The organism is Rehaibacterium terrae (genome assembly GCF_014202935.1).
In the GTDB taxonomy this organism is placed as follows: domain Bacteria; phylum Pseudomonadota; class Gammaproteobacteria; order Xanthomonadales; family Xanthomonadaceae; genus Rehaibacterium; species Rehaibacterium terrae.
Window position 1 is genome coordinate 77,488 of the sequence record NZ_JACHHX010000009.1, and the last position, 22,734, is coordinate 100,221.

25 protein-coding genes, 1 tRNA gene and 1 pseudogene are annotated in these 22,734 nt (G+C 70.2%); 15 read left to right on the forward strand and 12 right to left on the reverse strand.

The features are described 5' to 3' along the window. Positions 1-6 precede the first annotated feature (6 nt). From parE to HNQ58_RS07800, 5 genes are all read left to right on the forward strand, one after another. Positions 7-1,896 (forward strand): DNA topoisomerase IV subunit B, encoded by a 1,890-nt coding sequence (parE, locus tag HNQ58_RS07780; RefSeq protein ID WP_183948343.1) that lies wholly within the window; start codon positions 7-9, stop codon positions 1,894-1,896. A gap of 434 nt (positions 1,897-2,330) precedes the next feature. Further along, entirely contained in the window at positions 2,331-3,830 is a 1,500-nt protein-coding gene (locus tag HNQ58_RS07785; RefSeq protein WP_183948344.1) for an aminotransferase class III-fold pyridoxal phosphate-dependent enzyme, read from the forward strand. A gap of 145 nt (positions 3,831-3,975) precedes the next feature. Further along, entirely contained in the window at positions 3,976-5,061 is a 1,086-nt protein-coding gene (locus tag HNQ58_RS07790; RefSeq protein WP_183948345.1) for a hypothetical protein, read from the forward strand. Further along, positions 5,058-5,612, forward strand: coding sequence for a c-type cytochrome (locus HNQ58_RS07795; RefSeq protein WP_183948346.1), 555 nt, complete (start codon positions 5,058-5,060; stop codon positions 5,610-5,612). The genes HNQ58_RS07790 and HNQ58_RS07795 overlap by 4 nt, the downstream gene beginning before the upstream one ends. A 91-nt stretch (positions 5,613-5,703) precedes the next feature. Then, positions 5,704-6,555 (forward strand): hypothetical protein, encoded by an 852-nt coding sequence (locus HNQ58_RS07800; RefSeq protein WP_221301205.1) that lies wholly within the window; start codon positions 5,704-5,706, stop codon positions 6,553-6,555. Between the two features lie 14 nt (positions 6,556-6,569). Here HNQ58_RS07800 and HNQ58_RS07805 read toward each other — a convergent pair whose 3' ends face one another. The 11 genes from HNQ58_RS07805 to rsmD all read right to left on the reverse strand — a co-directional run bounded on the left by HNQ58_RS07805 (position 6,570) and on the right by rsmD (position 15,292). Continuing rightward, positions 6,570-6,956: an MAPEG family protein gene (locus HNQ58_RS07805; protein ID WP_183948348.1), complete on the reverse strand. Its 387-nt coding sequence runs from the start codon at positions 6,954-6,956 to the stop codon at positions 6,570-6,572. A gap of 25 nt (positions 6,957-6,981) precedes the next feature. Next, positions 6,982-8,400, reverse strand: coding sequence for an alkaline phosphatase PhoX (locus tag HNQ58_RS07810; protein WP_183948349.1), 1,419 nt, complete (start codon positions 8,398-8,400; stop codon positions 6,982-6,984). Between the two features lie 6 nt (positions 8,401-8,406). Continuing rightward, positions 8,407-9,135, reverse strand: coding sequence for a hypothetical protein (locus HNQ58_RS07815; RefSeq protein ID WP_183948350.1), 729 nt, complete (start codon positions 9,133-9,135; stop codon positions 8,407-8,409). A gap of 5 nt (positions 9,136-9,140) precedes the next feature. Beyond that, the gene (locus tag HNQ58_RS07820; RefSeq protein WP_183948351.1) at positions 9,141-9,566 is read right to left on the reverse strand and encodes a DUF4920 domain-containing protein; all 426 of its coding nucleotides are present in this window, start codon (positions 9,564-9,566) and stop codon (positions 9,141-9,143) included. Between the two features lie 137 nt (positions 9,567-9,703). Beyond that, on the reverse strand, positions 9,704-10,594 hold the full coding sequence (locus HNQ58_RS07825; protein WP_183948352.1) for an MBL fold metallo-hydrolase: 891 nt from the start codon (positions 10,592-10,594) through the stop codon (positions 9,704-9,706). A gap of 4 nt (positions 10,595-10,598) precedes the next feature. Next, complete coding sequence (locus HNQ58_RS07830; protein WP_183948353.1) at positions 10,599-11,582, reverse strand: hypothetical protein; 984 nt, start codon at positions 11,580-11,582, stop codon at positions 10,599-10,601. Positions 11,583-11,612: 30 nt separating this feature from the next. Next, the gene (gene ggt / locus HNQ58_RS07835; protein WP_183948354.1) at positions 11,613-13,316 is read right to left on the reverse strand and encodes a gamma-glutamyltransferase; all 1,704 of its coding nucleotides are present in this window, start codon (positions 13,314-13,316) and stop codon (positions 11,613-11,615) included. Continuing rightward, complete coding sequence (locus tag HNQ58_RS07840; protein ID WP_183948355.1) at positions 13,313-13,567, reverse strand: YfhL family 4Fe-4S dicluster ferredoxin; 255 nt, start codon at positions 13,565-13,567, stop codon at positions 13,313-13,315. The genes ggt and HNQ58_RS07840 overlap by 4 nt, the downstream gene beginning before the upstream one ends. Positions 13,568-13,655: 88 nt before the next feature. Next, positions 13,656-14,144, reverse strand: a complete 489-nt coding sequence (locus HNQ58_RS07845; RefSeq protein WP_183948356.1) for a hypothetical protein — start codon at positions 14,142-14,144, stop codon at positions 13,656-13,658. A gap of 27 nt (positions 14,145-14,171) precedes the next feature. Next, positions 14,172-14,672, reverse strand: a complete 501-nt coding sequence (gene coaD, locus HNQ58_RS07850) for a pantetheine-phosphate adenylyltransferase (RefSeq protein ID WP_183948357.1) — start codon at positions 14,670-14,672, stop codon at positions 14,172-14,174. Beyond that, positions 14,669-15,292 carry a 16S rRNA (guanine(966)-N(2))-methyltransferase RsmD gene (rsmD, locus tag HNQ58_RS07855; protein ID WP_183948358.1) on the reverse strand — a complete coding sequence of 208 codons (624 nt, stop codon included), beginning with the start codon at positions 15,290-15,292 and terminating at the stop codon, positions 14,669-14,671. Before rsmD ends, coaD begins: the two co-directional genes overlap by 4 nt. A 297-nt stretch (positions 15,293-15,589) precedes the next feature. Here rsmD and ftsY point away from each other — a divergent pair. The 4 genes and pseudogenes from ftsY to HNQ58_RS07875 all read left to right on the forward strand — a co-directional run. Then, a pseudogene (ftsY, locus tag HNQ58_RS07860) lies at positions 15,590-16,525 on the forward strand (signal recognition particle-docking protein FtsY); the annotation flags it as partial. Between the two features lie 141 nt (positions 16,526-16,666). Next, positions 16,667-17,722: an AsmA family protein gene (locus HNQ58_RS07865; RefSeq protein ID WP_183948360.1), complete on the forward strand. Its 1,056-nt coding sequence runs from the start codon at positions 16,667-16,669 to the stop codon at positions 17,720-17,722. Further along, entirely contained in the window at positions 17,719-18,759 is a 1,041-nt protein-coding gene (gene mutY / locus HNQ58_RS07870) for an A/G-specific adenine glycosylase (RefSeq protein WP_183948361.1), read from the forward strand. Before HNQ58_RS07865 ends, mutY begins: the two co-directional genes overlap by 4 nt. Next, positions 18,759-19,031 carry an oxidative damage protection protein gene (locus HNQ58_RS07875; protein WP_183948362.1) on the forward strand — a complete coding sequence of 91 codons (273 nt, stop codon included), beginning with the start codon at positions 18,759-18,761 and terminating at the stop codon, positions 19,029-19,031. Before mutY ends, HNQ58_RS07875 begins: the two co-directional genes overlap by 1 nt. Positions 19,032-19,051: 20 nt before the next feature. On the opposite strand, the gene HNQ58_RS07880 is transcribed toward HNQ58_RS07875, so the two are convergent. After that, positions 19,052-19,489 carry a DUF6491 family protein gene (locus HNQ58_RS07880; RefSeq protein ID WP_246417158.1) on the reverse strand — a complete coding sequence of 146 codons (438 nt, stop codon included), beginning with the start codon at positions 19,487-19,489 and terminating at the stop codon, positions 19,052-19,054. Between the two features lie 212 nt (positions 19,490-19,701). Here HNQ58_RS07880 and HNQ58_RS07885 point away from each other — a divergent pair. The 6 genes from HNQ58_RS07885 to HNQ58_RS07905 all read left to right on the forward strand — a co-directional run bounded on the left by HNQ58_RS07885 (position 19,702) and on the right by HNQ58_RS07905 (position 22,709). Then, a tRNA-Phe gene (locus HNQ58_RS07885) sits at positions 19,702-19,777 on the forward strand. Between the two features lie 215 nt (positions 19,778-19,992). After that, complete coding sequence (locus tag HNQ58_RS07890) at positions 19,993-20,715, forward strand: type IV toxin-antitoxin system AbiEi family antitoxin domain-containing protein (RefSeq protein WP_183948363.1); 723 nt, start codon at positions 19,993-19,995, stop codon at positions 20,713-20,715. Beyond that, positions 20,712-20,870: a hypothetical protein gene (locus HNQ58_RS13410; protein ID WP_246417166.1), complete on the forward strand. Its 159-nt coding sequence runs from the start codon at positions 20,712-20,714 to the stop codon at positions 20,868-20,870. Before HNQ58_RS07890 ends, HNQ58_RS13410 begins: the two co-directional genes overlap by 4 nt. A gap of 20 nt (positions 20,871-20,890) precedes the next feature. Continuing rightward, on the forward strand, positions 20,891-21,640 hold the full coding sequence (locus HNQ58_RS07895) for a nucleotidyl transferase AbiEii/AbiGii toxin family protein (RefSeq protein WP_246417168.1): 750 nt from the start codon (positions 20,891-20,893) through the stop codon (positions 21,638-21,640). Next, entirely contained in the window at positions 21,637-22,125 is a 489-nt protein-coding gene (locus HNQ58_RS07900) for a hypothetical protein (RefSeq protein ID WP_183948364.1), read from the forward strand. Before HNQ58_RS07895 ends, HNQ58_RS07900 begins: the two co-directional genes overlap by 4 nt. Continuing rightward, positions 22,122-22,709: an NERD domain-containing protein gene (locus HNQ58_RS07905; protein ID WP_183948365.1), complete on the forward strand. Its 588-nt coding sequence runs from the start codon at positions 22,122-22,124 to the stop codon at positions 22,707-22,709. The genes HNQ58_RS07900 and HNQ58_RS07905 overlap by 4 nt, the downstream gene beginning before the upstream one ends. The last annotated feature ends 25 nt before the right edge of the window (positions 22,710-22,734 follow it).

The following is a 22,734-nucleotide window of genomic DNA, read 5'->3' on the forward strand; positions in this document are numbered from 1 at the left end:
CCGCAAGTGAGTTCCCGCTACAACGCCGCCGACATCGAAGTCCTCTCCGGCCTGGATCCGGTCAAGCGCCGGCCCGGCATGTACACCGACACCACCCGCCCCAACCACCTGGCGCAGGAGGTGATCGACAACGCGGTGGACGAGGCGCTGGCCGGGCACGCCAAGACCATCGAGGTCACGCTGTACGCCGACGGCAGTTGCGAGGTGAACGATGACGGCCGCGGCATGCCGGTGGACATCCACCCCGAGGAGGGTATCCCCGGCGTCGAGCTGATCCTGACCCGGCTGCACGCGGGCGGAAAGTTCAGCAACAAGAACTACACCTTCTCCGGCGGCCTGCACGGCGTCGGCGTGAGCGTGGTCAACGCGCTGTCCAAGCGGGTCGATGTGTACATCCGGCGCGACGGCAGCGAGTACCACATGGCCTTCCGCGACGGCTACACCGACTCGGCGCTGAAGACCGTCGGCAGCGTCGGCAAGCGCAACACCGGCACCCGCGTGCGCTTCTGGCCGGACCCGAAGTACTTCGACACCCCGAAATTCGCGCTGCGCCCGCTCAAGCACCTGCTGCGCGCCAAGGCGGTGCTCTGCCCGGGGCTCACGGTGAAGCTGTTCGACGAGGCCTCGGGCGAGCGCAGCGAGTGGTTCTACGAGGACGGCCTGCGCGACTACCTGCGCACCCAGCTGGCCGACCGCGACTACCTGCCGCCCGAGCTGTTCGTGGGTGCGCTGAGCAAGGACACCGAGACCGCCGACTGGGCCATGTGCTGGCTGCCGGAGGGCGAGCTGGTGCAGGAGAGCTACGTCAACCTGATCCCGACCGCGCAGGGCGGCACCCACGTCAACGGGCTGCGCTCGGGCGTGACCGACGCACTGCGGGAATTCTGCGACTTCCGCAACCTGCTGCCGCGCGGCGTCAAGCTGGCGCCGGAGGACGTCTGGGACCGCGTGTCCTACATCCTCAGCGTGAAGATGACCGACCCGCAGTTCAGCGGCCAGACCAAGGAGCGCCTGAGCTCGCGCCAGGCCGCGGCCTTCGTCGAGGGCGCCGTGCACGATGCCTTCTCGCTGTGGCTCAACCAGCACGTCGAGCTGGGCGAGAGGATCGCCCAGCTCGCCATCGAGCGCGCCAGCGCCCGCCTGAAGAGCGAGAAGCAGGTCGTCCGCAAGAAGATCACCCAGGGGCCGGCCCTGCCCGGCAAGCTCGCCGACTGCATCTCGCAGGATCTCTCGCGCACCGAGCTGTTCCTGGTCGAGGGCGACTCCGCCGGCGGCAGCGCCAAGCAGGCGCGCGACAAGGACTTCCAGGCGATCCTGCCGCTGCGCGGCAAGATCCTGAACACCTGGGAGGTCGAATCCGGCGCGGTGCTGGCCTCGCAGGAGGTCCACGACCTGGCCGTCGCCATCGGCTGCGACCCGGGCAGGGACGACCTGTCCGGCCTGCGCTACGGCAAGATCATCATCCTGGCCGACGCCGACTCCGACGGCCTGCACATCGCCACCCTGCTGTCGGCGCTGTTCCTCAGGCACTTCCCGGCGCTGGTGCGCGCCGGCCATGTGTTCGTGGCCATGCCGCCGCTGTTCCGCATCGATGTCGGCAAGCAGGTGTTCTACGCCCTGGACGAGGAGGAAAAGCGCCTGCTGCTGGAGAAGATCGAGCGCGAGAAGATCCGTGGCGCGGTCAGCGTCACCCGCTTCAAGGGCCTGGGCGAGATGAACCCGCAGCAATTGCGCGAATCGGCGATCCATCCCGACACCCGCCGGCTGGTCCAGCTCACCGTCGATGACGACGTCCAGACGAACGCGCTGATGGACATGCTGCTGTCGAAAAAGCGCGCCTCCGACCGCAAGGCCTGGCTGGAAACCAAGGGCGACCTGGCCACGCTCGATGTCTGACGCTGGCTGTCCGAGCGCCGGCACCGGACGGCGCGTGCCGCAGCCTCGGCGGCGATCTCCGCCGAGGCCAGGCCCTCATCGGCCAGCCGCAGCACCTGCCGTGCGCGGTCGGTGAGCGGGTCGTCCCCGCCCCAGGCCGCCACCGCCCGCGCCGCGAAACGGTCGCCCGCACCGGCCCAAAGGCCTGCGGTGTGGCGGCGGAGCGGGATGCGGTGACGGGATTCATGGGCACCTCCTGGGTGCCGCTTACTGTGGTCCTCCCGCCCCGCCGGCGGCAGTGGCCGCCGTCAGTCCTGTCGGCTGACAGATGTCAGGACGGGGGTTCTGCCCCCCCGGGCTCGCGTGCTAAGATCGACGCAAGTGATTGATTTTCAATCCACTTGGACCTGCGCGGGCAAATCCGCGCCTTTTTGTTTCCGGGGCGGGAGGACGCGATGACCCTGATCGACAAGCTCAACGAACTGCGCGACTACGGCGGCGCCCGCCGCACCGTCGGCCTGGACGACGCCACCGTCGAACGCTTCGCGGCGACGCATGCCGACCTGCGCGAGGCCATCGACGCGGCCCATGCGCAGTTCCAGGCGCTCAAGGGCGGCGAGTTCGAGGACCTCCTGCGCGCCGACGAGGCCGAGCAGATCCGTGCCGTGCAGGCCGGCTACGTCAACTTCTACCCGGACGACGCGGTGAACCCCTACGTGGCGCTGACCGCGCGCGGGCCGTGGATCGTCACCCTCAAGGGCGCGGTGATCCACGACAGCGGCGGCTACGGCATGCTCGGCGGCGGCCATACGCCGGCCGCCGTGCTGGAGGCGATGAGCCGGCCACAGGCGATGGCCAACATCATGACCCCGAATCTCGCCCAGCTGCGGCTGGAGCGCGCGCTGCGCCGGGAGATCGGCCACACCCGCGGCGGATGCCCGTACGCGAAGTTCCTGTGCCTGAACTCCGGCTCGGAGTCGGTCACCCTGGCCGCGCGCATCGCCGACGTCAACGCCAAGCTGATGACCGACGCCGGCGGGCGCCATGCCGGCCGCACCATCAAGCGCATCGCGGTCAAGGGCGCCTTCCACGGCCGCACCGAGCGGCCGGCGCTGTACTCCGACTCCAGCCGCAAGACCTACCTGCAGCACCTGGCCAGCTTCCGCGGCGAGGACAGCCTGATCGCCATCGAGCCCTACAGCGTCGAGCAGCTCCGGCAGACCTTCGCCGAGGCCGAAACCAAGGGCTGGTTCATCGAGGCGGTGTTCCTGGAGCCGGTGATGGGCGAAGGCGACCCCGGCCGCGCGCTGCCGCCGGCCTTCTACGCCGCCGCCCGCGAACTCACCGCCGCCCACGGCAGCCTGCTGCTGGTGGACTCGATCCAGGCCGGCCTGCGCGCGCACGGCGTGCTGTCGATCGTCGACTACCCGGGCTTCGAGGGTCAGACCGCGCCGGACATGGAAACCTACTCCAAGGCACTCAACGCCGGCCAGTACCCGCTGAGCGTGCTGGCGGTGAACGAGCGCGCCGCCGGCCTCTACCGCAAGGGCGTGTACGGCAACACCATGACCACCAACCCGCGCGCGATGGAGGTCGCCGTGGCCGTGCTGGAAAGCCTCACCCCCGACCTGCGCGCCAACATCCGTGCCAAGGGCCGGCTGTTCCTCGACCGCCTGGAGGCGCTCAGGGCAGAGCTCGGCGGCCTGATCACCAAGGTGCAGGGCACCGGCCTGCTGTTCTCCTGCGAGCTGTCGCCGGCCTTCAAGTGCTACGGCGCCGGCTCCACCGAGGAGTACCTGCGCGAACGCGGCATCGGCGTGATCCACGGCGGCACCAACTCGCTGCGCTTCACCCCGCACTTCGGCATCGGCGAGGACGAGGTCGAGCTGGTGATCGCCCACGTCCGCCAGGCTCTGCTCGAGGGTCCGCGCAAGGCGCGGGCGGAGGCCGCCTGAAGGGCGGCTCCGCCGGTGGCGCCGGCGGAGCCCTGCCCCGCAGCACACCGCACGACCGGCGGACGCGCGGGCCTGTGGCCGGCCCACGCCACGGCCCACGTTTGCGGAAGGGATCGACTGACTCTGCCCGATCTCCGGGCCGCAGATGCATCCGCCTTCCTCCCGCGCCCCGCTCGCCGCCCTGCTGCTCGTATTCACCGCCGCCCCGCTGCCGGCAGGCACCAGCGCCGAGACCCCGCCCGCCGCGCCGCCGCTACCCGAACGGCTGGCCGACACCGGCCTGTACGTCCCCGGTTCGCTGAGCCGGATCCATCCCGACAACCAGCCGTTCACGCCGCAGTACCCGCTGTGGACCGACGGCGCGGGCAAGCGGCGCTGGCTGTACCTGCCGCCCGGCACGCATATCGATGCCTCCGATCCGGACGCCTGGGACTTCCCGCCCGGCACCCGGCTGTGGAAGGAGTTCTCGCACGGCCGCCCGATCGAGACGCGCCTGATCGAACGCCTGCCCGATGGCGCTTGGCGCTTCGCCACCTACGTGTGGAATGAAGACGGCAGCGAGGCCGTGCTCGCCCCCGAGCGCGGCATCGCCGCCCTGCCGGCGCCCGAGGCGCCGGGCGGCCGCTACCGCATTCCCTCGCGCGACGACTGCCGTGCCTGCCACGAGGGCGGCAAGGTGCCGGTGCTGGGCTTCAGCGCCCTGCAGCTCTCGCCCGACCGCGACCCGCTGGCGCCCAATGCCGAACCGCTGCGTCCGGGCGACGCCGATCTGCCCGGCCTGGTCGCGCGCGGCCAGCTGGTCAACCTGCCGCCGCAGCTGCTCGCCGAGCCGCCGCGGATCCGGGCCGGCTCGCCCAGCGAGCGCGCCACGCTCGGCTACCTGCACGCCAACTGCGGCCACTGCCACAACCGCGCCAGCGCCGATGATCCGGCGGTGCCGGTCGATCTGTCGCTGTCGCGCCAGGTCGGCGCCGACCGCGACGATGCGCAGGCGCTGAAGGCCCTGATCGAGACCCGCCTGCGCTACCGCGGGCATGGTTCGTCCGCCGACCTGCCGCTGATCGCGCCGGGCGATGCGGAAGCCAGCGTGCTGTTGCAGCGCATGCGCACCCGCAACCCGATGGCCCGCATGCCGCCATTGGGCACGCGCATCCCCGACCCCGAGGCGCTCGAGCTGATCGGGCGCTGGATCGGGCACGACCTGCACCCCAGCCCAGGAGCCACACGATGAAACCCGCCGTTTTCCTCCTCCGCGCCACCGCCCTGCTGCTGTCGCTGGGCTGCGCCCTGCCGGCCCTCGCCGAGGACGCCCGCGTCGAGCGCGGCAAATACCTGGTCAACGTCGGCGCCTGCCACGACTGCCACACGCCGTGGAAGGATGGCCCGAACGGCCCCGAGCCCGACATGAGCCGCATGCTTTCCGGCCATCCCGAATCGCTGACGCTGCCGCCACCACCGAAGCTGCCCGAGGGCCCCTGGATCGCGGCCTGGGCCACCAGCAATACCGCCATCGCCGGTCCCTGGGGCATCAGCTACACCGCCAACCTCACGCCCGATGCGGACACCGGCCTGGGCAAGTGGACGGTGGAGAACTTCAAGGACACCATCCGCAACGGCCGCCGCATGGGCCGTGGCCGCGAACTGCTGCCGCCGATGCCCTGGCCGGCCTTTCGCAACATGACCGACGAGGACCTGGAGGCGATCTTCGCCTACCTGCAGAGCATTCCGGCGATCCGCAACCAGGTGCCCGAGCCGGTACCGCCGGCGGGCGCCGGGCAGTAATTCCGTCAAGACCGCGCGGCGCGCCCCACAACACGGGCGCGCCGCTTTCCGCGCACGTACACTTGGCCCGCCTCCCACCGGTCGCGTGCCCATGTCCCTGCGCCGCAAGCTCGCCGAGCACGGCTTCGAATCCAACGACGATTACGAACACGCGCTGCGCTGCCTGTTCGCGCAGGACGACGGTGGTCTGCGCGTGCTGCACGTCGACGGCGAGGCCGGCCGCCGCAAGACCGCCTTCGCGCATGCGCTGGGCCGCGCACTCGACTACCCGCACGTGCTCTACCACGACTTCAGCGATGCCGAGCCGGCGCCCATCGCGCTGCCGGTCGTGCTGGAAGACGGCACCCCCGGTCCGGCCGAGCCGCCGCTGTCGGCCTTCGAGCGCACGATGACCGAGGCCTGCGCCTATTCGGAAGCCGAGCCGGTGATGCTGATCCTCGACCAGTTGCAGGCCGCGCCCTTCGCCGAACACGTGCGGCTGTACCGCTTCGCCTGCGAGCGCGAGTGGCGCAACGCCGCCGGCGCGGTGATGGCCAATCCGCGCCATTTCCTGCTGGTGCTGATCTCCGAGCAGCCGCTGTACCACTCGCTGGCCAAGCGCGCCTTCCGCGTCTGGACCGACGCCCTGCGCGCCTGGCAGGACTACCGTCCGGAGGACTACGGTCTCGGCCGCCAGGCGCAGCCGCTGTTCGACGCGCTCGGCCGCGCGTTTCAAGCACTGGGCGCCGCGCCCACGCCGAGCGAATTCGGCCGTCTCCTCGACGACCTGCTGCACCGTGTCGGCAGCGAGGAGCAGCTGCGGCAGTCGCTGTTCGGACGGATGGAATCGATCGACCGCGCCCGCCTGTACGGCCCCGAGCTGCTGGCCCCGCTGCGCGCGGTGCTGGCCGAGAGCGAGCGCCTGCTCGGCGCCGAGCACGTCGAGCTGCGCGGCGAGGGCTGACCGCCGCGGCCGTGTCAGGCGGCGAAGCGCACCAGCAGCAGCACCGCCATCGCCATCATCACGCCCCAGGTGCCGACGATGCCGAGCAGTCGCCCGACCGACTTGCCGTAGTGGCGCGACAGGCCCCAGGCATGCAGCAGGCGCGACACGATCAGCGCCGCGCCACACAGGTGGACGATCCATCCGGCATGGCCGGTGAGCTCCAGCAGGGCCAACTGCAGCAGGGCCAGCGGCAGGTACTCGACCGCGTTGCCATGCACGCGCATGCGCTGTTCCAGCATGCGGTCCCCGCCGGCGCCCAGCGCGATCTGTCGCGCCAGCCGCACCACGGCGACGCGGTAGCCGAGAAAGACCACGAGCAGGGCCGCGAGCGCGGCGTAGAGTCCGGTGATGACTGGCATGGGGCGATCCCTCGATTCGGCCGGGTCAGATCAGCCCCTGCTTCCACGGACCGGTGATGGCCACACTGAAACCGGGGCGGTAGACGTTCGCGAACAGCCACTTGCCGTCCGGCGAGAAGCAGCAGCCGGCCCATTCCTGGCCGCGGTAGTCGCCGCTGAAGCCCATCGCACCATCGAGCACCACGTCGTTGCGCGCGAAGACGAACAGTTCGCCGCCGGCGGTCAGGCCGTACAGATGCTGGCGCGGGCCCTTGGAATCCTGGCAGATCACCAGCCCGCCGCGCGGGCTGAGCACGATGTTGTCCGGGTAGTCGAGCACGGCCGGATCGGACGGTTCGAAGATCAGCACCAGTTCGGCGCGTTCCGGGTAATAGGCCCAGACCTGGCCGCAGGCGGCATCGCCACCATTGGTGGAGACGAAGTACACGACCTCGTCGCCGGCAATGCAGCCCTCCAGCCGCGAGAACTTCGACGCGCCGCCGGCATAGCCCTGCGCCTGCAGGCCGATCGGCCGGCCATCGCTGTCGAAGCCACGGTCGGGATCCTCGATCTCCACCCACTCGACCTTCAGCCGGCGGCCGACGAGCTGGCCGGTGCGCAGGTCGGGCTCACCGACCGCCTTGAGCATCTGCAGCCGGCCACCACGCAGGAAGTCGTCGCGCACTTTCGGAATGAAGCGGTAGAACCCGGAAGCGCCGCCGGACTCCTGATCCTCGGTGAGATAGACCTCGCCGGTGCGCGGATACACCGTCGCCGCCTCGTGGCGCATGCGGCCCATGCCGACGATCGGCTCGGCGCGCGACAGGCCCTCGGCCGGCACCTCGAAGACATAGCCGTGGGCGCGCGCGAGGGTATGCTCGCCACCGCCGAGCCGCACCGGCCCCGGATCGGAAACGAACTCCTCGCAGCTCAGCCAGCTGCCCCAGGGCGTGACGCCGCCGGCGCAGTTCTGCAATGTGCCAGACAGCGACGGACGCATGTCGAGCAGACGGCCGGCGCCGGCATCGAAGCGCAGCGTGACGGTGCCGCCGGCGCAGCGCGTGTCGTAAGTCGCCGAGGCCGGTGCGAAGCTGCCGGCGCCGGTGACGATTTCGTGGTTGCGCACCAGGGTGAGGACCTCACCCTCGGCACGCACCAGACCCATGCCGTCGTGGGCATCCGGACAGACCGCGCCGCCCGCCATCTCCTCGCCGGCCCAGCCGAAGCTGAGGTAGCTGAAGCCTTCCGGCAACCGCAGCAAGGGCAGGCCGGTGGTCAGGTCGCGCACCGGCCGCAGGCGGCCATAGCCGGGATGGCTCGGCCCGCTGTGCGGCCCACCTGCCTTCGCCAGCAGTTGCCCCAGCGGCGACAACGCCAGCGCGGTGGCGGCGCCGGCCTTCAGGAAGCGCCGGCGCGCACGGGTGAGTTCGTGGTCGGTCAGGCTCATCGCAGTCAGGGCGGTCAATGAAAATCAGCGTCTGCGGCGCAACAGCTGCGCCAGCAGCACCAGCAGCACCAGCACGAGGATGCCGGCCGCCCACGGCAGCCAGCCCGATCCCATCCGTGGCGGCAGATCCAGTCCGGGCAGCTCCTCGCCCACGGCGTCATCGCCCACGCCTCGCAGCAGCGCACTGCCCTCGCCTGCGGCGACCCAGCGCCCATCGCGCTCGACCGCCTGGCCATGCACCGGGCCTTCCGGCAGCACCGACCAGCGCAGCCGCAGATCACCGATCTCCGGCGCGGCCGGCACGGCGCTGCTGGTCAGGCCCGCGCCGTCGGGCTGGAACACCACGGCGAGATTCGGCGGCAAGGCCGCGGCATCCACCGCCAGCGGCTGCCAGCCGTCCAGCGCGGCGAACAGCGCCGGATCGACGGCGCGACCGGCGAGCACCGCGTGCTCGCTCAGCCAGCGCTCGCTGCGGAATGCCGGCCAGGGCGGGTTGGCGTGCGCTGGGTCATGTCCGGCGCCGTCGACCGGGCCATCGATCCAGTCCGCGGCATAACCGCCCTCGGGCCGTCGCCGCCACTGCAACATCTCGACCTTGCGCTCCAGCCCCAGTGCCCGCGCCCGCACCCCGAACAGCGGATCGACCAGCTCGGCACCGGCACGCAGTTCGCCGGCCACCGGCGCAGGCGCCGCCTGCGCCAAGGCCGCACAGGCGAACAGGGCCGACAGCAGGAACGGCAGGCCGCGACGCATGGCGCTCAGTCGAGCAGCGCGATCACGTCGGCGACGATCTGGAATTCGCGCCTCGGCACCGGCTCGGACCCGCCGGCATCCTCGGCCAGGTGCCTGGCCATCTCCGGCTCCAGCTCGACCTCGGCCAGCACGCCGTACACCACCGCGCGACCCTGCGCGTCCTTGGGCACGAAGTAGGCATGGTCCTTGGTCTTGACCCGGGCATGGCGGCCGTCGTCCTCCAGGATCAGCCAGCAGCCCTTGTTCTGGCAGACCTGCACGATGCGGCCGACGAACTTGCCCGGCTGACCGGCCAGCGCGTCGATCTCGGCCAGGGCCGCGCCGATCGGGCGCGCCTCGCCTTCCGGCATGGCCCCGCCGTAGAGGCGCGGCGCGGCGGCAACGGCCGGGGCGATGACCAGAGCGAGCAACAGGGCGAAGGTCTTGCGCATGGTATGGGCCTCGAAGTCGATGTCGGTCGTGGGCGAATCAGGCTGCGGCAAAGCATCACATCTGCGTCATCCCGGCGGTAGCCGGGATCACGGGCCATGGACGCGCCTTCCGCGTCCCGGATCCCGAGCCCCGGCCCTCAGGCATGCAGGGCCCGCGCATGCAGCTCGGCCACCTCGTGGTCGGTACCGTAGCGCCCCTTGTCGTCGCGCACCACCCGCGCCAGCGCGCACTCCGGATCGTGGGTGAAATACAGGCGCACGCCGCGGGCCAGCTTGTCGTCGAGGAATCTGCGCTTCTCGTCGATCAGCAGCTCGGGATAACGGTCGTATCCCATCGTGACAGGCAGATGAACCCAGGGCCGGCCGGGAATCAGGTCGGCGCAGAACACCAGCCCGCCGTGGCCGACGCCGGCCGGATCCTCGTGGCCGACGATCTCGGCCAGCATCAGGCCCGGCGTATGGCCGTCGCTGTAGTGGAAGCGCACCGCCTCGCCCAGCGTTTCGCAGTGCTCGCCGCGCACCAGCTCCAGCCGGCCGCTTTGCTCCAGCAGCGGCACCAGCTCGGGAATGAAACTGGCGCGGTCGCGCGGATGCGGGTGCTTGGCCCGCTCCCAGGCGGCCGCGCTGACGATGAACCTCGCCTTCGGGAACAGCAGCCGCGGCGGCTGCCCTTCCTGCCACGGCGCCAGCAGGCCGCCGGCGTGGTCGAAGTGCAGGTGGCTGAGCACCACCGCGTCGATGTCCTCGTGCGAGAAGCCGGCAGCGGCCAGCGAATCGAGCAGCACGTGGCGGTCCTCGACCACGCCGTAGCGCTCGCGCAGCTTCGGCTCGAAGAAGGCGCCGATGCCGGTCTCGAACAGCACCGTCCTGCCGTTGAGCGGGCTGGCCAGCAGCGCGCGGCAGGCCAGCGGGATGCGGTTGAGTTCGTCCGGCGCGATCCATTTGGCCCACATCGCGCGCGGGACGTTGCCGAACATCGCGCCGCCGTCCAGGCGCTGCGAGTTGCCGAGAATGGACCACAGTTTCATCGCGTCACCTCGAATGGGTTGCCGGCCGCGGCGTCCAGTCGCCGTCGCCGAGAAAACGGCGCATCAGCGCGCCCAGGTCCTCGCCATAGACTTCGCGCGCCGCGGCGTTGCCGGCGTCGGCCGGATCGGCGGCACGGGCGAACTCGCGGAAGCGCGGGTAGTCGCCGCCGAGGAAAGCCACCACATGACTCGCCAGGGCATAGCTTAACTCGCTGCCCTGGTCCGGACGGGCGAAGGACGCGCCCGACCAGAACGGCTCCAGGCCCTCGCGTCGCCAGTACTCGATCAGTCGCCCGATCAGCTCCGGCTCGGGCGGATACAGCGAGCGGCCGGTGATCGCCTGCTCCATGTTGCTGGCGATGCCCTCGTCCAGCCACAGCGGCAGGCGCAGGTCGCGCAGCATGGCGTGGGTGAGCTCGTGAGCGGTCACCGCCTCCACGTCCTCCAGCGCGCGGTGCGGCACGATCAGATGCCCGTAGCCGTCATCGACGAACATGCCGGCACTCTGCGCGTAGGCGCCGCCGTGGCGCGGGTAGAAGTGCGCGACGTAGGCGTAATAGTCGTCGAGGTCCTCGATCAGCAGCAGCACGTGCGGGCCGTAGCCATCGTCGTCGGCCAGCCCGTCCAGCGCCCGGGCGATGCGCCGGCGGTCACGGCGCAGCGTCTGCAACAGCAATTCGACGTAGCGGTCGCATTCGTGGCTGAGCAGCAGCCAGTCGCCGCCGCCGTGCACGCGGTAACCGCCGCCGAGCGCGTCGCGCAGGCCATCCACCCATTGCCGGGCGAGGGCGCCGTAGACGCGGTGCAGATCGCCGTCCGGCAGACCGGCGGGCAGGGCGGCGTCGGTCGCGCTCCAGTCCGGGCGCGGGAAGCGGTCGCCGGCGGGCGCTTTCCAGACCAGGTGCGGTTCGGTGTGCATCGTCACGGCTTTGCAGGCGCGGCGCGAGCCGCGACCGGGAAGGTCATGGGATCGCAGGTCGCGGCTCATGCCGCTCCTGCGCAGGGCATTCGCCGCGCATCAGCGGAAGATCGCCTCGTCGCCGGTGGCGCCCTTGCCGACGCCCTTCCAGCGTGGATCGCTGCCGGCCTGCACCGCGCCGGTGGTGCGGTCCCACACCACCACCTGCATGTTGCCCCAGCTGCGCTCGCCGGCCGACACCCGGTGCCCCTTGGCTTCCAGCGCAGCGATCTCCTCCGGCGTGAAGGCGTCCGGCTCGGCGGAGATCACGTCCGGCAGATACTGGTGGTGGAAGCGCGGCAGATCGGTCGCCGCCTGTGCGCTCTGGCCGTCCATCAGTTCGAGCAGACCCAGCAGCACCATGGTGATGATGCGGCTGCCGCCCGGCGTGCCGATCGCCGCCACCCGCCCCTCGCCGACCAGGAAGCTCGGCGTCATCGACGACAGCGGGCGCTTGCCCGGCTCGATCGCGTTGGCGTCGTCGCCGACCAGACCGAAGGCATTGGGCAGGCCCGGCTTGATCGAGAAGTCGTCCATCTCGTTGTTGAGCAGGAAGCCGGTGCCGGCCACCGCGAAGGCGTTGCCGTAGGGCAGGTTCACCGTCTGGGTGACGGCGGCGAGGTTGCCCTCGGTATCGACGATGGAGAAGTGCGTGGTGTCCTCGCGTTCGGCCGGCGCGCCGATGCCGGGCAGCAGCTCGCTGGGGGTGGCCCGTTCCAGGCTGATGCCGGCGCGCAGGCCGGCGGCGTAAGCCGGGTGCATGAGCAGATCGATCGGCATCCGCACGAAGTCCGGGTCGCCCAGGTAGATCGCGCGATCGCGGTAGGCGCGGCGCATCGCCTCGACCAGCAGGTGCACGCGCTGCACGCGCGCCAGCGCCGGGTAGTCGTAGCCGGACAGGATGTTGAGCATCTGCGCCAGCGCGACGCCGCCGGAGGACGGCGGCGGCGCGGTGACGATCTCGTGGCCGCGGTGGCGCAGCCGCAGCGGCGCGCGCTCGACCACGCGGTACTCGGCCAGATCCTGCTCGCTCCAGATGCCACCGCCTTCGCGCACGCCGGCGACCAGCTTCGCCGCCAGTTCGCCGCGGTAGAAGCCGTCGAAGCCCTCGCGGGCCAGGCGCTCCAGCGTGGCGGCGTAGTCGGGATTGCGCATCAGGGTGCCGACCTCGGGGACCCGGCCATCGACCAGGAACAGTCCCGCCGCGGCCCGGTTGCGCTCGATCACCCCCTTGCGGAACCCCATCATCGCGGCGTTTTTCGGGCCGAAGCGCCAGCCCTCGCGCGCCAGCCGGATCGCCGGGGCGAGCGAGCGCTCCAGCGGCAGGCGGCCGTAGTTGTGCGCCAGGTGCACCAACCCGGCCGGCAGGCCGGGAATCGCGGCGGCCAGCGCGCCGTTCACCGCCTTGTCGCGGTCCGGCTCGCCGTGCTCGTCGAGATACATGTCGCGGGTCGCCGCCAGCGGCGCGCGCTCGCGGGCATCGATGAACACCTGGCGGTTCTCCTTCGCCAGATGCAGCAGGAAGAAACCGCCGCCACCCAGGCCGGAGCTTTCCGGTTCGACCAGGCCGAGCGTGGCGCTCACCGCCACCGCCGCGTCGAAGGCGTTGCCGCCGGCGGCGAGGATCTCCAGTCCGGCATCGGTGGCGTAGGCGTTGGCGCTGGCCACCGCCGGCCGCTTGGGCAGGACGGCGTCCGCCGCCGGCAGACCCGCGGGCAGGAACAGCAGCAGCACGGCCAATGCCGCGAATCGGCGCAGGCTCATTCTTCGGCTCCGGTCAGCAGGCGGAACTTGATCTCGAGCGCCTCGCGCGTCTCGGGATGCGCGGGATCGGGCACGATGCACTCGACCGGACACACGACCACGCATTGCGGCTCGTCGTGGTGGCCGACGCATTCGGTGCAGCGGCGCGGATCGATCTCGTAGATCGTCTCGCCCTGCGAGATCGCGCTGTTGGGACAGACCGGCGCGCAGACGTCGCAGTTCACGCACAGGTCGTTGATCAGCAGGGCCATGGCTGGCTCGCGGACGCGGCCGGGGGCGCGAGGCCCCCGGCCGGCGGTTCGACGTCCCGCATGGAGGGGACGCGCGGCGCGGGGCCGCTTACTTCATTTCGACGAAAATGAACTGGGCGCCGGTCGGCTCGACCACCGCCTTCACGCGCTCGACGTCTTCCGGCTTGCCGACGAAGATCACCCGCACGCCCCGCAGCGAGCCGGCCTGGGCGTACTCGAAGGCGGCCTCGATCAGGTTGGCCAGCCGGTCGGACTCCGGCGAGGCGAACAGCAGCTGGTTGCCGGCGGTGATGCCGCGGGCGATCGCGCCGCCGACGTTGTCGACCTGGCGCTGGAACAGCGCGTCGTAGTCCTCGGTGTCCGAGCCGGGCAGGAAATAGGTGAAGGTCTGCAGCACGTCCTCGTTCGAGTTGCGGCGCACGACCTGGGTCAGGTAGTCGCGCCAGGCGCGGCTGTCGCTGCCGGTGGGCGCGACCAGCTCGACCTGCTCCTCGACTTGCACCTGCTCTTCCTTCTTGCAGGCCGCGAGACTGAGCACGGCCAGGGCCAGGATCAGGAAACGGAAAGTACGGGTCATCGTTGCACCTTGTCGTGTGTGGTGGAGTTACTCGCCGCGCCGCCATTTTGCCGTAAGCGCGGCCTGGACGGCCGGATGCACGAAACCCGAGACGTCACCGCCGAGGCGGGCGATCTCGCGCACCAGCGAGGAGGAAATGAAGCTGTATTGCTCGGCCGGGGTCAGGAACAGCGTCTCGACCTCGGGAATGAGGTGGCGGTTCATGCTGGCGAGCTGGAACTCGTATTCGAAGTCGGACACCGCACGCAGGCCGCGCAGCAGCACCCCGCCGCCCAGCTCGCGGACGAAGCTGGCCAACAGGGTGTCGAAGCCGCGCACCTCGACGTTCGGGAACTGCGCCAGCGCCTGCCGCGCCAGTTCCACCCGCTCTTCCAGCGAGAATGCCGGGGCCTTGCCGGCGCTCCGGGCCACGCCCACGACGATCCGGTCGAACAGCGGCGAAGCCCGGCTGACCAGGTCGATGTGGCCGTTGGTGATCGGGTCGAAGGTACCGGGATAGACCGCGATACGGTGACGGGCCGGGCTCATGCCGTGGGAGCGTCCTTGGGGTCGTGGGCGGGCGTGAGTGTAGCAGGGGCGCCGTCGGGCAAACGGTAGAGCGCGTAGCGTACCTCGCGGGTGCGTCCCTCGCGCAGCAGCAGCCAGCCCGGAGGCGCCGAGGGCACATCATCGGCGGGCGATTCGACGTAGACCCGCGCCCCCGGCGCCAGCCACGGCACCAGTCCGTCCAGTGCCTGCGTCCACAGGCCGGCGGCGAACGGCGGGTCCAGGAAGACCAGATCGAAGCGCGCCGGCGACGGCCGCCGCAGCCAGGCCAGCGCGTCGGCGCACTCGACCGTGACGTTGCCGGCCTTCAGCCGGGCGGCCGTCTCGCGCAGGGACGCGGCCAGCTCCGGGTCGCGCTCGACCATCACCACTTCGGCCGCGCCGCGCGAACCGGCCTCGAAGCCGAGCGCGCCGGTGCCGGCGAACAGGTCGAGCACGCGCGCGCCGGGCAGCACCGGCTGCAGCCAGTTGAACAGGGTCTCGCGTACCCGGTCGGCGGTCGGGCGCAGGCCCGGGCGGTCGGGCACCGGCAGGCGCGTGTTGCGCCAGCGGCCGGCGATGATCCGCACCTTGCCGGGCGGCTGGCGTCCGCTGGCTTTCATCGAGAGGCGTGGGGGACGGGTGCTACCATCTCGCCATTGTCCGCGATTCCCCCTGCGATGTTCAGTTTCTGGAAGAAGAAATCCCCCGCCGGCGAGCAGCGCGAACATCCCGCGCCGGCGGCAGAAGCGCCGCCACGCCCCGGTTTCAGCCCCGAGGAGCTGGCCGCGGCCGCCGGCGGCGGCGAATCGGCGTTGGTCGAGACGGCCACCGAACTGTCGCGCAGCGAAAGCCCGGTGGACGCGCTCGTCGAGGAAGCCGAGATCGCCGCCGAACTGGCCGCCGAGGCCGCCCGCCCGGCGCCGGCCGCCCCCGGCAAGGCCGGCTGGCGCGAACGCCTGCGCAACAGCGGTTTCGCCAAGGGCCTGGCCGGCCTGTTCAGCCGCAACCCGCGGCTGGACGACGGCCTGCTCGACGAGATCGAGACCGCGCTGCTGCTGGCCGATGTCGGCGTCGCCGCCACCTCGGAGCTGATCGAAGACCTGCGCGCGCGCATGAAGCGGCGCGAATTCGCCGACGCCAGGGCCCTGCTGGCCGCGCTGCGCGCCGACCTGCTCGCCCTGCTGGCGCCGGTGGCCCAGCCGCTGCGGATCGACCGCGACGCACGGCCGTTCGTGATCCTCACCGTCGGCGTCAACGGCGTCGGCAAGACCACCACCATCGGCAAGCTCGCCCGCCGCTTCCAGAACGAGGGCCGCACGCTGATGCTGGCCGCCGGCGACACCTTCCGCGCCGCCGCGGTCGAGCAGCTTCGGATCTGGGGCGAGCGCAACAAGGTACCGGTGGTCGCGCAGGGGCAGAACGCCGACGCCGCGTCGGTCGCGTTCGACGCGCTGCAGGCGGCGAAGGCGCGCGGCATCGAGGTGCTGATCGCCGACACCGCCGGCCGCCTGCACACCCAGACCGGCCTGATGGCCGAGCTGGGCAAGATCCGCCGCGTGCTCGGCAAGCTCGACGAAAGCGCCCCGCACGAGGTGCTGATGGTGATCGACGGCACCACCGGCCAGAACGCGCTCAGTCAGTTGCGCCAGTTCAACCAGGCGGTGAACGTCACCGGCCTGGTGGTCACCAAGCTCGACGGCACCGCCAAGGGCGGCGTGCTGTTCGCGCTGGCGCGCGAGTTCGGCATCCCGATCCGCTTCGTCGGCCTCGGCGAGCGCCTGGACGACCTGCGCGTGTTCGACCCGGAAGCCTTCGTCGACGCGCTGCTGCCCGAGAACCTCGGCAACGGCTGAGCATGCGCCAGCCCACCCGCCGCCCCTGCCGTCACTGCCGCGAAAGCGGGCATCCAGCGCCCTCGCCACGCGCGGCGAGCCACCCGGCACGCGCTCTCGCCGAAGCGGCACAGGCCGCGGCCGCAACCGCCTGAGCCGCCCGTGGCGCTGTCCCGACGCGCCCGCATCTGGCTGATCGTGCTGGCGACACTCGCCGCCCTGCTGCTCGCGGCCGCATGGCTGGTCGGCCGCCTGCTGCAAACCGAGCGACTGACCGCGCTGATCCTCGACCGCGCCGGGCGCGAGCTCGGGCTCGAACTGAGCGTCAGTGAGCCGGGCGACTACGCGCTGCGCCCCGAGCCACGACTGGTTCTGATCGGCCTGGTCGTGCGCCTTCCCGGCGACGACGCGCCCCTGCTGCGCGCCGCCCGTGCCGAACTGTCGCTGCCCTGGGACACGCTCACCGGCGGCGAGGCGGTGGTGACGCGGATCGGACTCGACGCGCCCGCGCTCGACCTGCCCGCCCTGCGGCGCTGGCTCGACACCCGCCCGGCCAGCGACGAACCGCTGCGCCTGCCACGACTCACCGACGGCCTGCGCATCGACGACGGCCGCATCGACGCCGGCGGCTGGTCGCTGGAGCGGATCGCGCTGTCGCTGCCGCGGCTCGTATCGGGCGAACCGGCCTCCCTCGCGCTCGCCGCGCGCCACCGCAGCGGCGACCTCGACCTGCCCATCGACCTGTCGCTGCGGGCGACACCGCGCGAAACCGCCGCCGGCCTCGCCCTCGACGACCTCGTCCTACACAGCGCCAGCCCCTCGCCGCTGCCCGCCTTCGATGCGCGCGGCCGTTTCGAGTACGGCGACCGCATCAGACTCGACCTCGCCGGCGAGCTCGCGCGCTGGCCCGAGGACTGGCCTACCCTGCCCGCACCGTTCGACGCCCGCGACTTGCCGCTGCCGTTCACCCTCGCCTATGCCGGCGACGCCGCGCTCTCCGCGCCACTGGCGCTGACGCTGGCGCGCGACGGCCTGCGCTTCGACGCCCGCCTCGCCGTACCGGCCCTGCTCGACTGGCTCGACAGCGAGGCCGGCTCGCCGCTGCCGCCGCTGACCGGCACGCTGCAAGCGCCGCAACTCGTGGTCGAAGACATCCGCCTGGAAGGCGTGCGCGTCGAGATCGTTGAGGACGCACCGGCCGAGGACACCACGCAGTGAGCGCCTTCGCCGAGCGCCTGCTGGCCTGGTTCGACGCCAGCGGCCGCCACGACCTGCCCTGGCAGCATCCGCGCACGCCTTACCGCGTCTGGGTGGCAGAAATCATGCTGCAGCAGACCCAGGTGCAGACGGCGATCCCCTACTACACGCGCTTTCTCGACGCGCTGCCGAGCCTGCCCGACCTCGCCGCCGCCGAGCTCGACCGCGTGCTGGCGCTGTGGTCGGGCCTGGGCTATTACGCCCGCGCCCGCAACCTGCACCGGGCCGCGCGCATCTGCGTCGAACGCCACGGCGGCGAGCTGCCGCGCGACATCGACGCCCTGCAGGCGCTGCCCGGCATCGGCCGCAGCACCGCCGGCGCCATCCTCGCCCAGGCGCACGGGCTGCGCTTTGCGATCCTCGACGGCAACGTCAAGCGCAGCCTCGCCCGCTACCACGGCATCCGCGGCTGGCCCGGCAGCGGCCCGGTGGAGAAGCGCCTGTGGGAACTGTCCGAATCGCACCTGCCGCAGACGCGGCTGGCCGACTACACCCAGGCGGTGATGGACTTCGGCGCCACCGTCTGCACCCGCAGCGACCCGGCCTGCGTGCTGTGTCCGTTGCAGGACGACTGCGTCGCCCGCCGCGAGGGCCTGGTCGACCGACTCCCCGAACCCAAACCCGGCAAGCCGCTCCCCGAGCGACGCACGATCATGCTGGTGCTGCGCGACGGCGACGGCCGGCTGCTGCTGACGCGGCGACCGCCGACCGGCATCTGGGCCTGCCTGTGGTCGCTGCCCGAAGTCGCCGACCACGACCAGGCGCGCCACTGGCTGGCGCGCCATTGCGACGCCGACTACGACCACGCCGAACCGCTGCCGGTGTTCGAGCACGTGTTCAGCCACTTCCGCCTGCACATCGAGCCCATGCTGCTGCACGTGACGCAGACGCGCACGGCCGTGGGCGATAATCCCGACCTGCGCTGGCAGCCGCTCGCCGCCCTCGACGACCTCGGCCTGCCCGCCCCCGTCCGCAAACTGCTGGGAAGCCTCGCCTGATGCCGCGCACCGTCCACTGTCTCAAGCACCGGATCGACACCGAAGGCCTCGACTTCGTCCCCTGGCCCGGCGCCCTGGGCAAGCGGATCTACGAACACATCGGCAAGGCCGCCTGGGCCGAGTGGCTGGCCCACCAGACCATGCTGATCAACGAGAACCGGCTATCGCCGCTGGATCCGAAACACCGCGCCTTCCTCGAACAGGAAATGGAGAAGTTCCTGTTCGAGGGCAACGCCGAGAAGCCCCCCGGCTACGTGCCGCCCGAGGGCTGAGCGGGTCCGCACTCGGCTTTTCAGCTTTCGCCGGCCCGCTCGACCGCCTCGACCTCGCGCCGCTCCTTCGCAGCGGCGCGCAGCTTCTTCACGTCGACCGGCCGGATCGTCTCGATCCGGCACGGAATCTCGCGCCGCCCGGTGTAGACGTTGTCGAAGCGCGCATACACACGCTGCAGACTGGAGCTGATCCCGATCACCGGGGTGTACGGCAAATCGTGACACGGACCGCTCAGATCGAGCAGCCAGGCCTCGCCCGGCCGCGTGTAGATCGCCACCGCCTCGTTGCCCAGCGGCTCCCAGGACCACAGCTGGAAGTAGCGGAAATTCGGAACCGGTTCGCCGGCCACCGCACGGTACTCCTCCAGCCGCTCCGCCATCCGGTCGCGCGGCGCAGTGCTCGCGCAGGCCGCCAGCAGCAGCCCGCAGGCACAGACCACGACGGTTCGCAATTGCATGCCCATGACTGCCTCCTCGTCGCCGGCTCGTCCGCCGGCCGTATTCGGGTTCCGATCCATCGTCGTATGGACGGCGCGCGGCCCCTCGCCGTTTCGCCGCGCCGCACGCCCGTTCAGCCTGCAGCCGGCCACCCCGGCCCGCCAAGCGGCTTGTCACGGCCAGACGGCATCGCTAACATGTGCGGCTTCGCGGCAATGCCGCGACCGCTACCGGCCAGGTAGCTCAGTTGGTAGAGCAGGGGATTGAAAATCCCCGTGTCGGGGGTTCGATTCCCTCCCTGGCCACCAATACACAAAGGTCAACAGTTCGCTGTTGGCCTTTTTTCTTGCGCGCTCCCGCGTGTTCGCGGGGACTCCTGCGGATTCCTGCGGACTTCCTTCCTCCGGTCGTCTCGCCCATCTCGGCCCCATTTCGCTCTCTCCTGGCCATTCTTCTCTCCAGCCTCGCTCGCCGGCTAAGGGCCGAAGTCCGCAGAGGCCGCAACGTGGACCTATACAGATCAATGGGTTACGTGCTGACGAATCAAACGGTTGGATTGCGGCATCGGCAGGCAAAGGAAACCATGGCCGTTGTGTTTTGTCGGTACTTCTTGACAGCTACCGACGTTTCGCAACATTATGACGACATGGACAGTTCGCACCAGAGCATTCTGGATCTTGCCGCCCAGCGCGGCCTTATTCGCCCACGCGATCTCAATGAGCGTGGGCTGCCCACGATCGCCCTCACGCGGCTGGTGCGGCAAGGGCTGCTCCAGCGCGTGGGACGGGGCCTGTACGCAATTCCGGACCGGGCCGTCTCGGAACACGGCGTACTCTCCGAGGTGGCACGCAAGCACCCGCAAGCCATCGTCTGCCTGCTGTCGGCACTGCGCCTACATGAACTCACCACACAGTCGCCGTTCGAGGTCTGGCTGGCAATTCCCAACAAGGCACGCGCGCCAAAGATGGACTATCCCCCGCTGCGCATCGTGCGCTTCTCTGGCGCCGCGCTGACGGAGGGGGTCGAGGAGCACCTCATCGATGGTGTGCCGGTGCGCGTGACCAACGTCGCCCGCACGGTGGCTGACTGCTTCAAGTACCGCAACAAGATCGGCCTGGATGTCGCGCTGGAGGCGCTGCGTGAGGCCTGGAAAGGAAAACGCGTGGGCATGGACGAGCTGTGGCGGTCTGCCCAGCTGTGCCGGGTGGCCAATGTCATGCGTCCCTACTTGGAGAGCCTGACGTGAGCAGCCGCAACACCGCCGCCTCGGTACGCACCCGCCTGCTCAACCGCGCCCGCGAGACCCGGCAGGACTTCAATCTGATCTTGACCCGCTATGCGCTTGAGCGCCTGCTTTACCGGCTCAGCATTTCCCCCCCCACGTCGACCAGTTCCTGCTGAAAGGCGCGCTGCTGTTCGACTTGTGGTTCGATATCCCACATCGCCCGACACGCGATGCCGATCTGCTGGGCGTAGGCATCGCCGAGACCCCGCATGTCGAGGCGGCGTTTCGGGACATCTGTACGGTGGAACTGGACGACGGCATACGCTTCCAGCCTGACTCGGTACACGCGGAGGAGATCCGCAAGGAAGCCAACTACTCCGGTGTCCGGGTCACCCTGATCGGCCTGTTGGACGGTGCCCGATGCCACGTGCAGGTCGACGTGGGTTTCGGCGACGCCGTGACGCCCGGCCCCGAGGCCGTCGACTACCCGGTGATGCTGCCGGACATGCCAGCCCCGAAGCTGCGCGCCTACCCCCGGTACACGGTTGTCGCCGAGAAGCTGGAGGCACTGGTGTCGCTCGGCATCGCCAACAGCCGCATGAAGGATTACTTCGATCTCTGGATCTTGTCGCGCCACAGCGAATTCGACGGCGCGCTCCTGTGCAAGGCGATCCACGCCACCTTCGAGCGCCGCAGGACACCGCTGCCGGATGGCGTCCCTTTCGGATTGAGCAACGAATTCGCACAGGATCGGCAGAAGCAGACCCAGTGGCAGGCATTCTTGAGGAAGAATGCCTTGGACGAGCTTCAGCTTTCCGAGGTCGTTGCCGGTCTGCGTGCCTTCCTGTCATTCCCGCTGGACGCGCTCCAGCAAGGTGCTGCATTTCCGCAAACATGGCTTGCCGGAAATGGGTGGACGTCGAGTAGCGAGGAATCCAGCCGATGACCTGGAATCCCGATATGCTCTTGGAGGATTTTCACCGTGTCGCCGGCATGGCTGGCGTCTCGTTGGCGCATGACGCCATCGCGATCGATCGACGCCCAGCGCCGCATGTGCCGCCCAAGTCACTGCCGCTCGGCAAGATGGCCGTCTACGTCTTCTCATTCGGGCGGCATGTGCTGAAGGTCGGGAAGGTCGGCCCCAACAGCGCTGCTCGCTACACGGCTCAACACTACAACGCCGGCAGCGCGAAGAGCACTCTGGCAGCCTCCTTGATCAAACACGGCGAGCGCATCGGCGTCGCCGGCCTGAACGAAACGAACGTCCCCGGCTGGATCAGGGATCACACCGGTCGGGTGAACTTCATCCTCGATGCGTCGCTCGGTGTCCACGTCCTCAACCTCCTCGAGGCATTTCTGCAGTGCCGCCTCCGGCCTGAGTTCGAAGGATTTGCCAGCCAACGGATCGATCGCGAGGGCGGACAGGCATGAAAGAGGACATCCTCGAACAAATGGTGGACGAATACCTGCAGCACAAAGGGTACTTCACCAGGCACAACATCAAGTTCCGACCCGCCGGCGATCACGCGGAGTACGACACCCGCCAGGATGCCGTGCATAGCGACATCGACGTGATCGGCATCCACCCGCGACTCGACGGCGCGCGCCGGGTGATGGTGGTGAGCTGCAAGAGCTGGCAGGGTGGCTTTCGTCCCGAATACTGGATCGATGCGATCGCCAAGAACAAAGTGGTCTCGGGGCGTGAGGCCTGGCGCGGATTCCGCGAGCTGACCAAGGAGAAATGGGCAACCGCTTTCATGGCGACGGTCGCCGAACTGACGGGATCGTCCTCGTTCACCTACATCACGGCCGTCACGAAAGTCGTGGGCAGCCGAGCGGCGTGGCAGGACAACGCGGCGTTCCGTGAGCATCTCGGCGGCAACCCCATCGAGATCTTGACCTTCGGCGACATGCTGAAGGAACTCTTCCCGTTCATCGATACCACTCCGGCATCATCCGAAGTCGGACGGGTTCTGCAACTGATCAAGGCCTCCGGCTGGTCTCTCGACAAGTAATCCAAACCCAAAGGGTTTACAGCCG

Bases quoted from the DNA above. Each gene is read 5' to 3' on its own strand.
- HNQ58_RS07785 (WP_183948344.1), top strand. From the start codon at position 2,331: ATGACCCTGATCGACAAGCTCAACGAACTGCGCGACTACGGCGGCGCC.
- HNQ58_RS07790 (WP_183948345.1), top strand. From the start codon at position 3,976: ATGCATCCGCCTTCCTCCCGCGCCCCGCTCGCCGCCCTGCTGCTCGTA.
- HNQ58_RS07795 (WP_183948346.1), top strand. From the start codon at position 5,058: ATGAAACCCGCCGTTTTCCTCCTCCGCGCCACCGCCCTGCTGCTGTCG.
- HNQ58_RS07800 (WP_221301205.1), top strand. From the start codon at position 5,704: ATGTCCCTGCGCCGCAAGCTCGCCGAGCACGGCTTCGAATCCAACGAC.
- HNQ58_RS07805 (WP_183948348.1), bottom strand. From the start codon at position 6,956: ATGCCAGTCATCACCGGACTCTACGCCGCGCTCGCGGCCCTGCTCGTG.
- HNQ58_RS07815 (WP_183948350.1), bottom strand. From the start codon at position 9,135: ATGCGTCGCGGCCTGCCGTTCCTGCTGTCGGCCCTGTTCGCCTGTGCG.
- HNQ58_RS07820 (WP_183948351.1), bottom strand. From the start codon at position 9,566: ATGCGCAAGACCTTCGCCCTGTTGCTCGCTCTGGTCATCGCCCCGGCC.
- HNQ58_RS07825 (WP_183948352.1), bottom strand. From the start codon at position 10,594: ATGAAACTGTGGTCCATTCTCGGCAACTCGCAGCGCCTGGACGGCGGC.
- HNQ58_RS07830 (WP_183948353.1), bottom strand. From the start codon at position 11,582: ATGAGCCGCGACCTGCGATCCCATGACCTTCCCGGTCGCGGCTCGCGC.
- ggt (WP_183948354.1), bottom strand. From the start codon at position 13,316: ATGAGCCTGCGCCGATTCGCGGCATTGGCCGTGCTGCTGCTGTTCCTG.
- HNQ58_RS07840 (WP_183948355.1), bottom strand. From the start codon at position 13,567: ATGGCCCTGCTGATCAACGACCTGTGCGTGAACTGCGACGTCTGCGCG.
- HNQ58_RS07845 (WP_183948356.1), bottom strand. From the start codon at position 14,144: ATGACCCGTACTTTCCGTTTCCTGATCCTGGCCCTGGCCGTGCTCAGT.
- coaD (WP_183948357.1), bottom strand. From the start codon at position 14,672: ATGAGCCCGGCCCGTCACCGTATCGCGGTCTATCCCGGTACCTTCGAC.
- rsmD (WP_183948358.1), bottom strand. From the start codon at position 15,292: ATGAAAGCCAGCGGACGCCAGCCGCCCGGCAAGGTGCGGATCATCGCC.
- HNQ58_RS07875 (WP_183948362.1), top strand. From the start codon at position 18,759: ATGCCGCGCACCGTCCACTGTCTCAAGCACCGGATCGACACCGAAGGC.
- HNQ58_RS07880 (WP_246417158.1), bottom strand. From the start codon at position 19,489: ATGCAATTGCGAACCGTCGTGGTCTGTGCCTGCGGGCTGCTGCTGGCG.
- HNQ58_RS07890 (WP_183948363.1), top strand. From the start codon at position 19,993: ATGGGTTACGTGCTGACGAATCAAACGGTTGGATTGCGGCATCGGCAG.
- HNQ58_RS07900 (WP_183948364.1), top strand. From the start codon at position 21,637: ATGACCTGGAATCCCGATATGCTCTTGGAGGATTTTCACCGTGTCGCC.
- HNQ58_RS07905 (WP_183948365.1), top strand. From the start codon at position 22,122: ATGAAAGAGGACATCCTCGAACAAATGGTGGACGAATACCTGCAGCAC.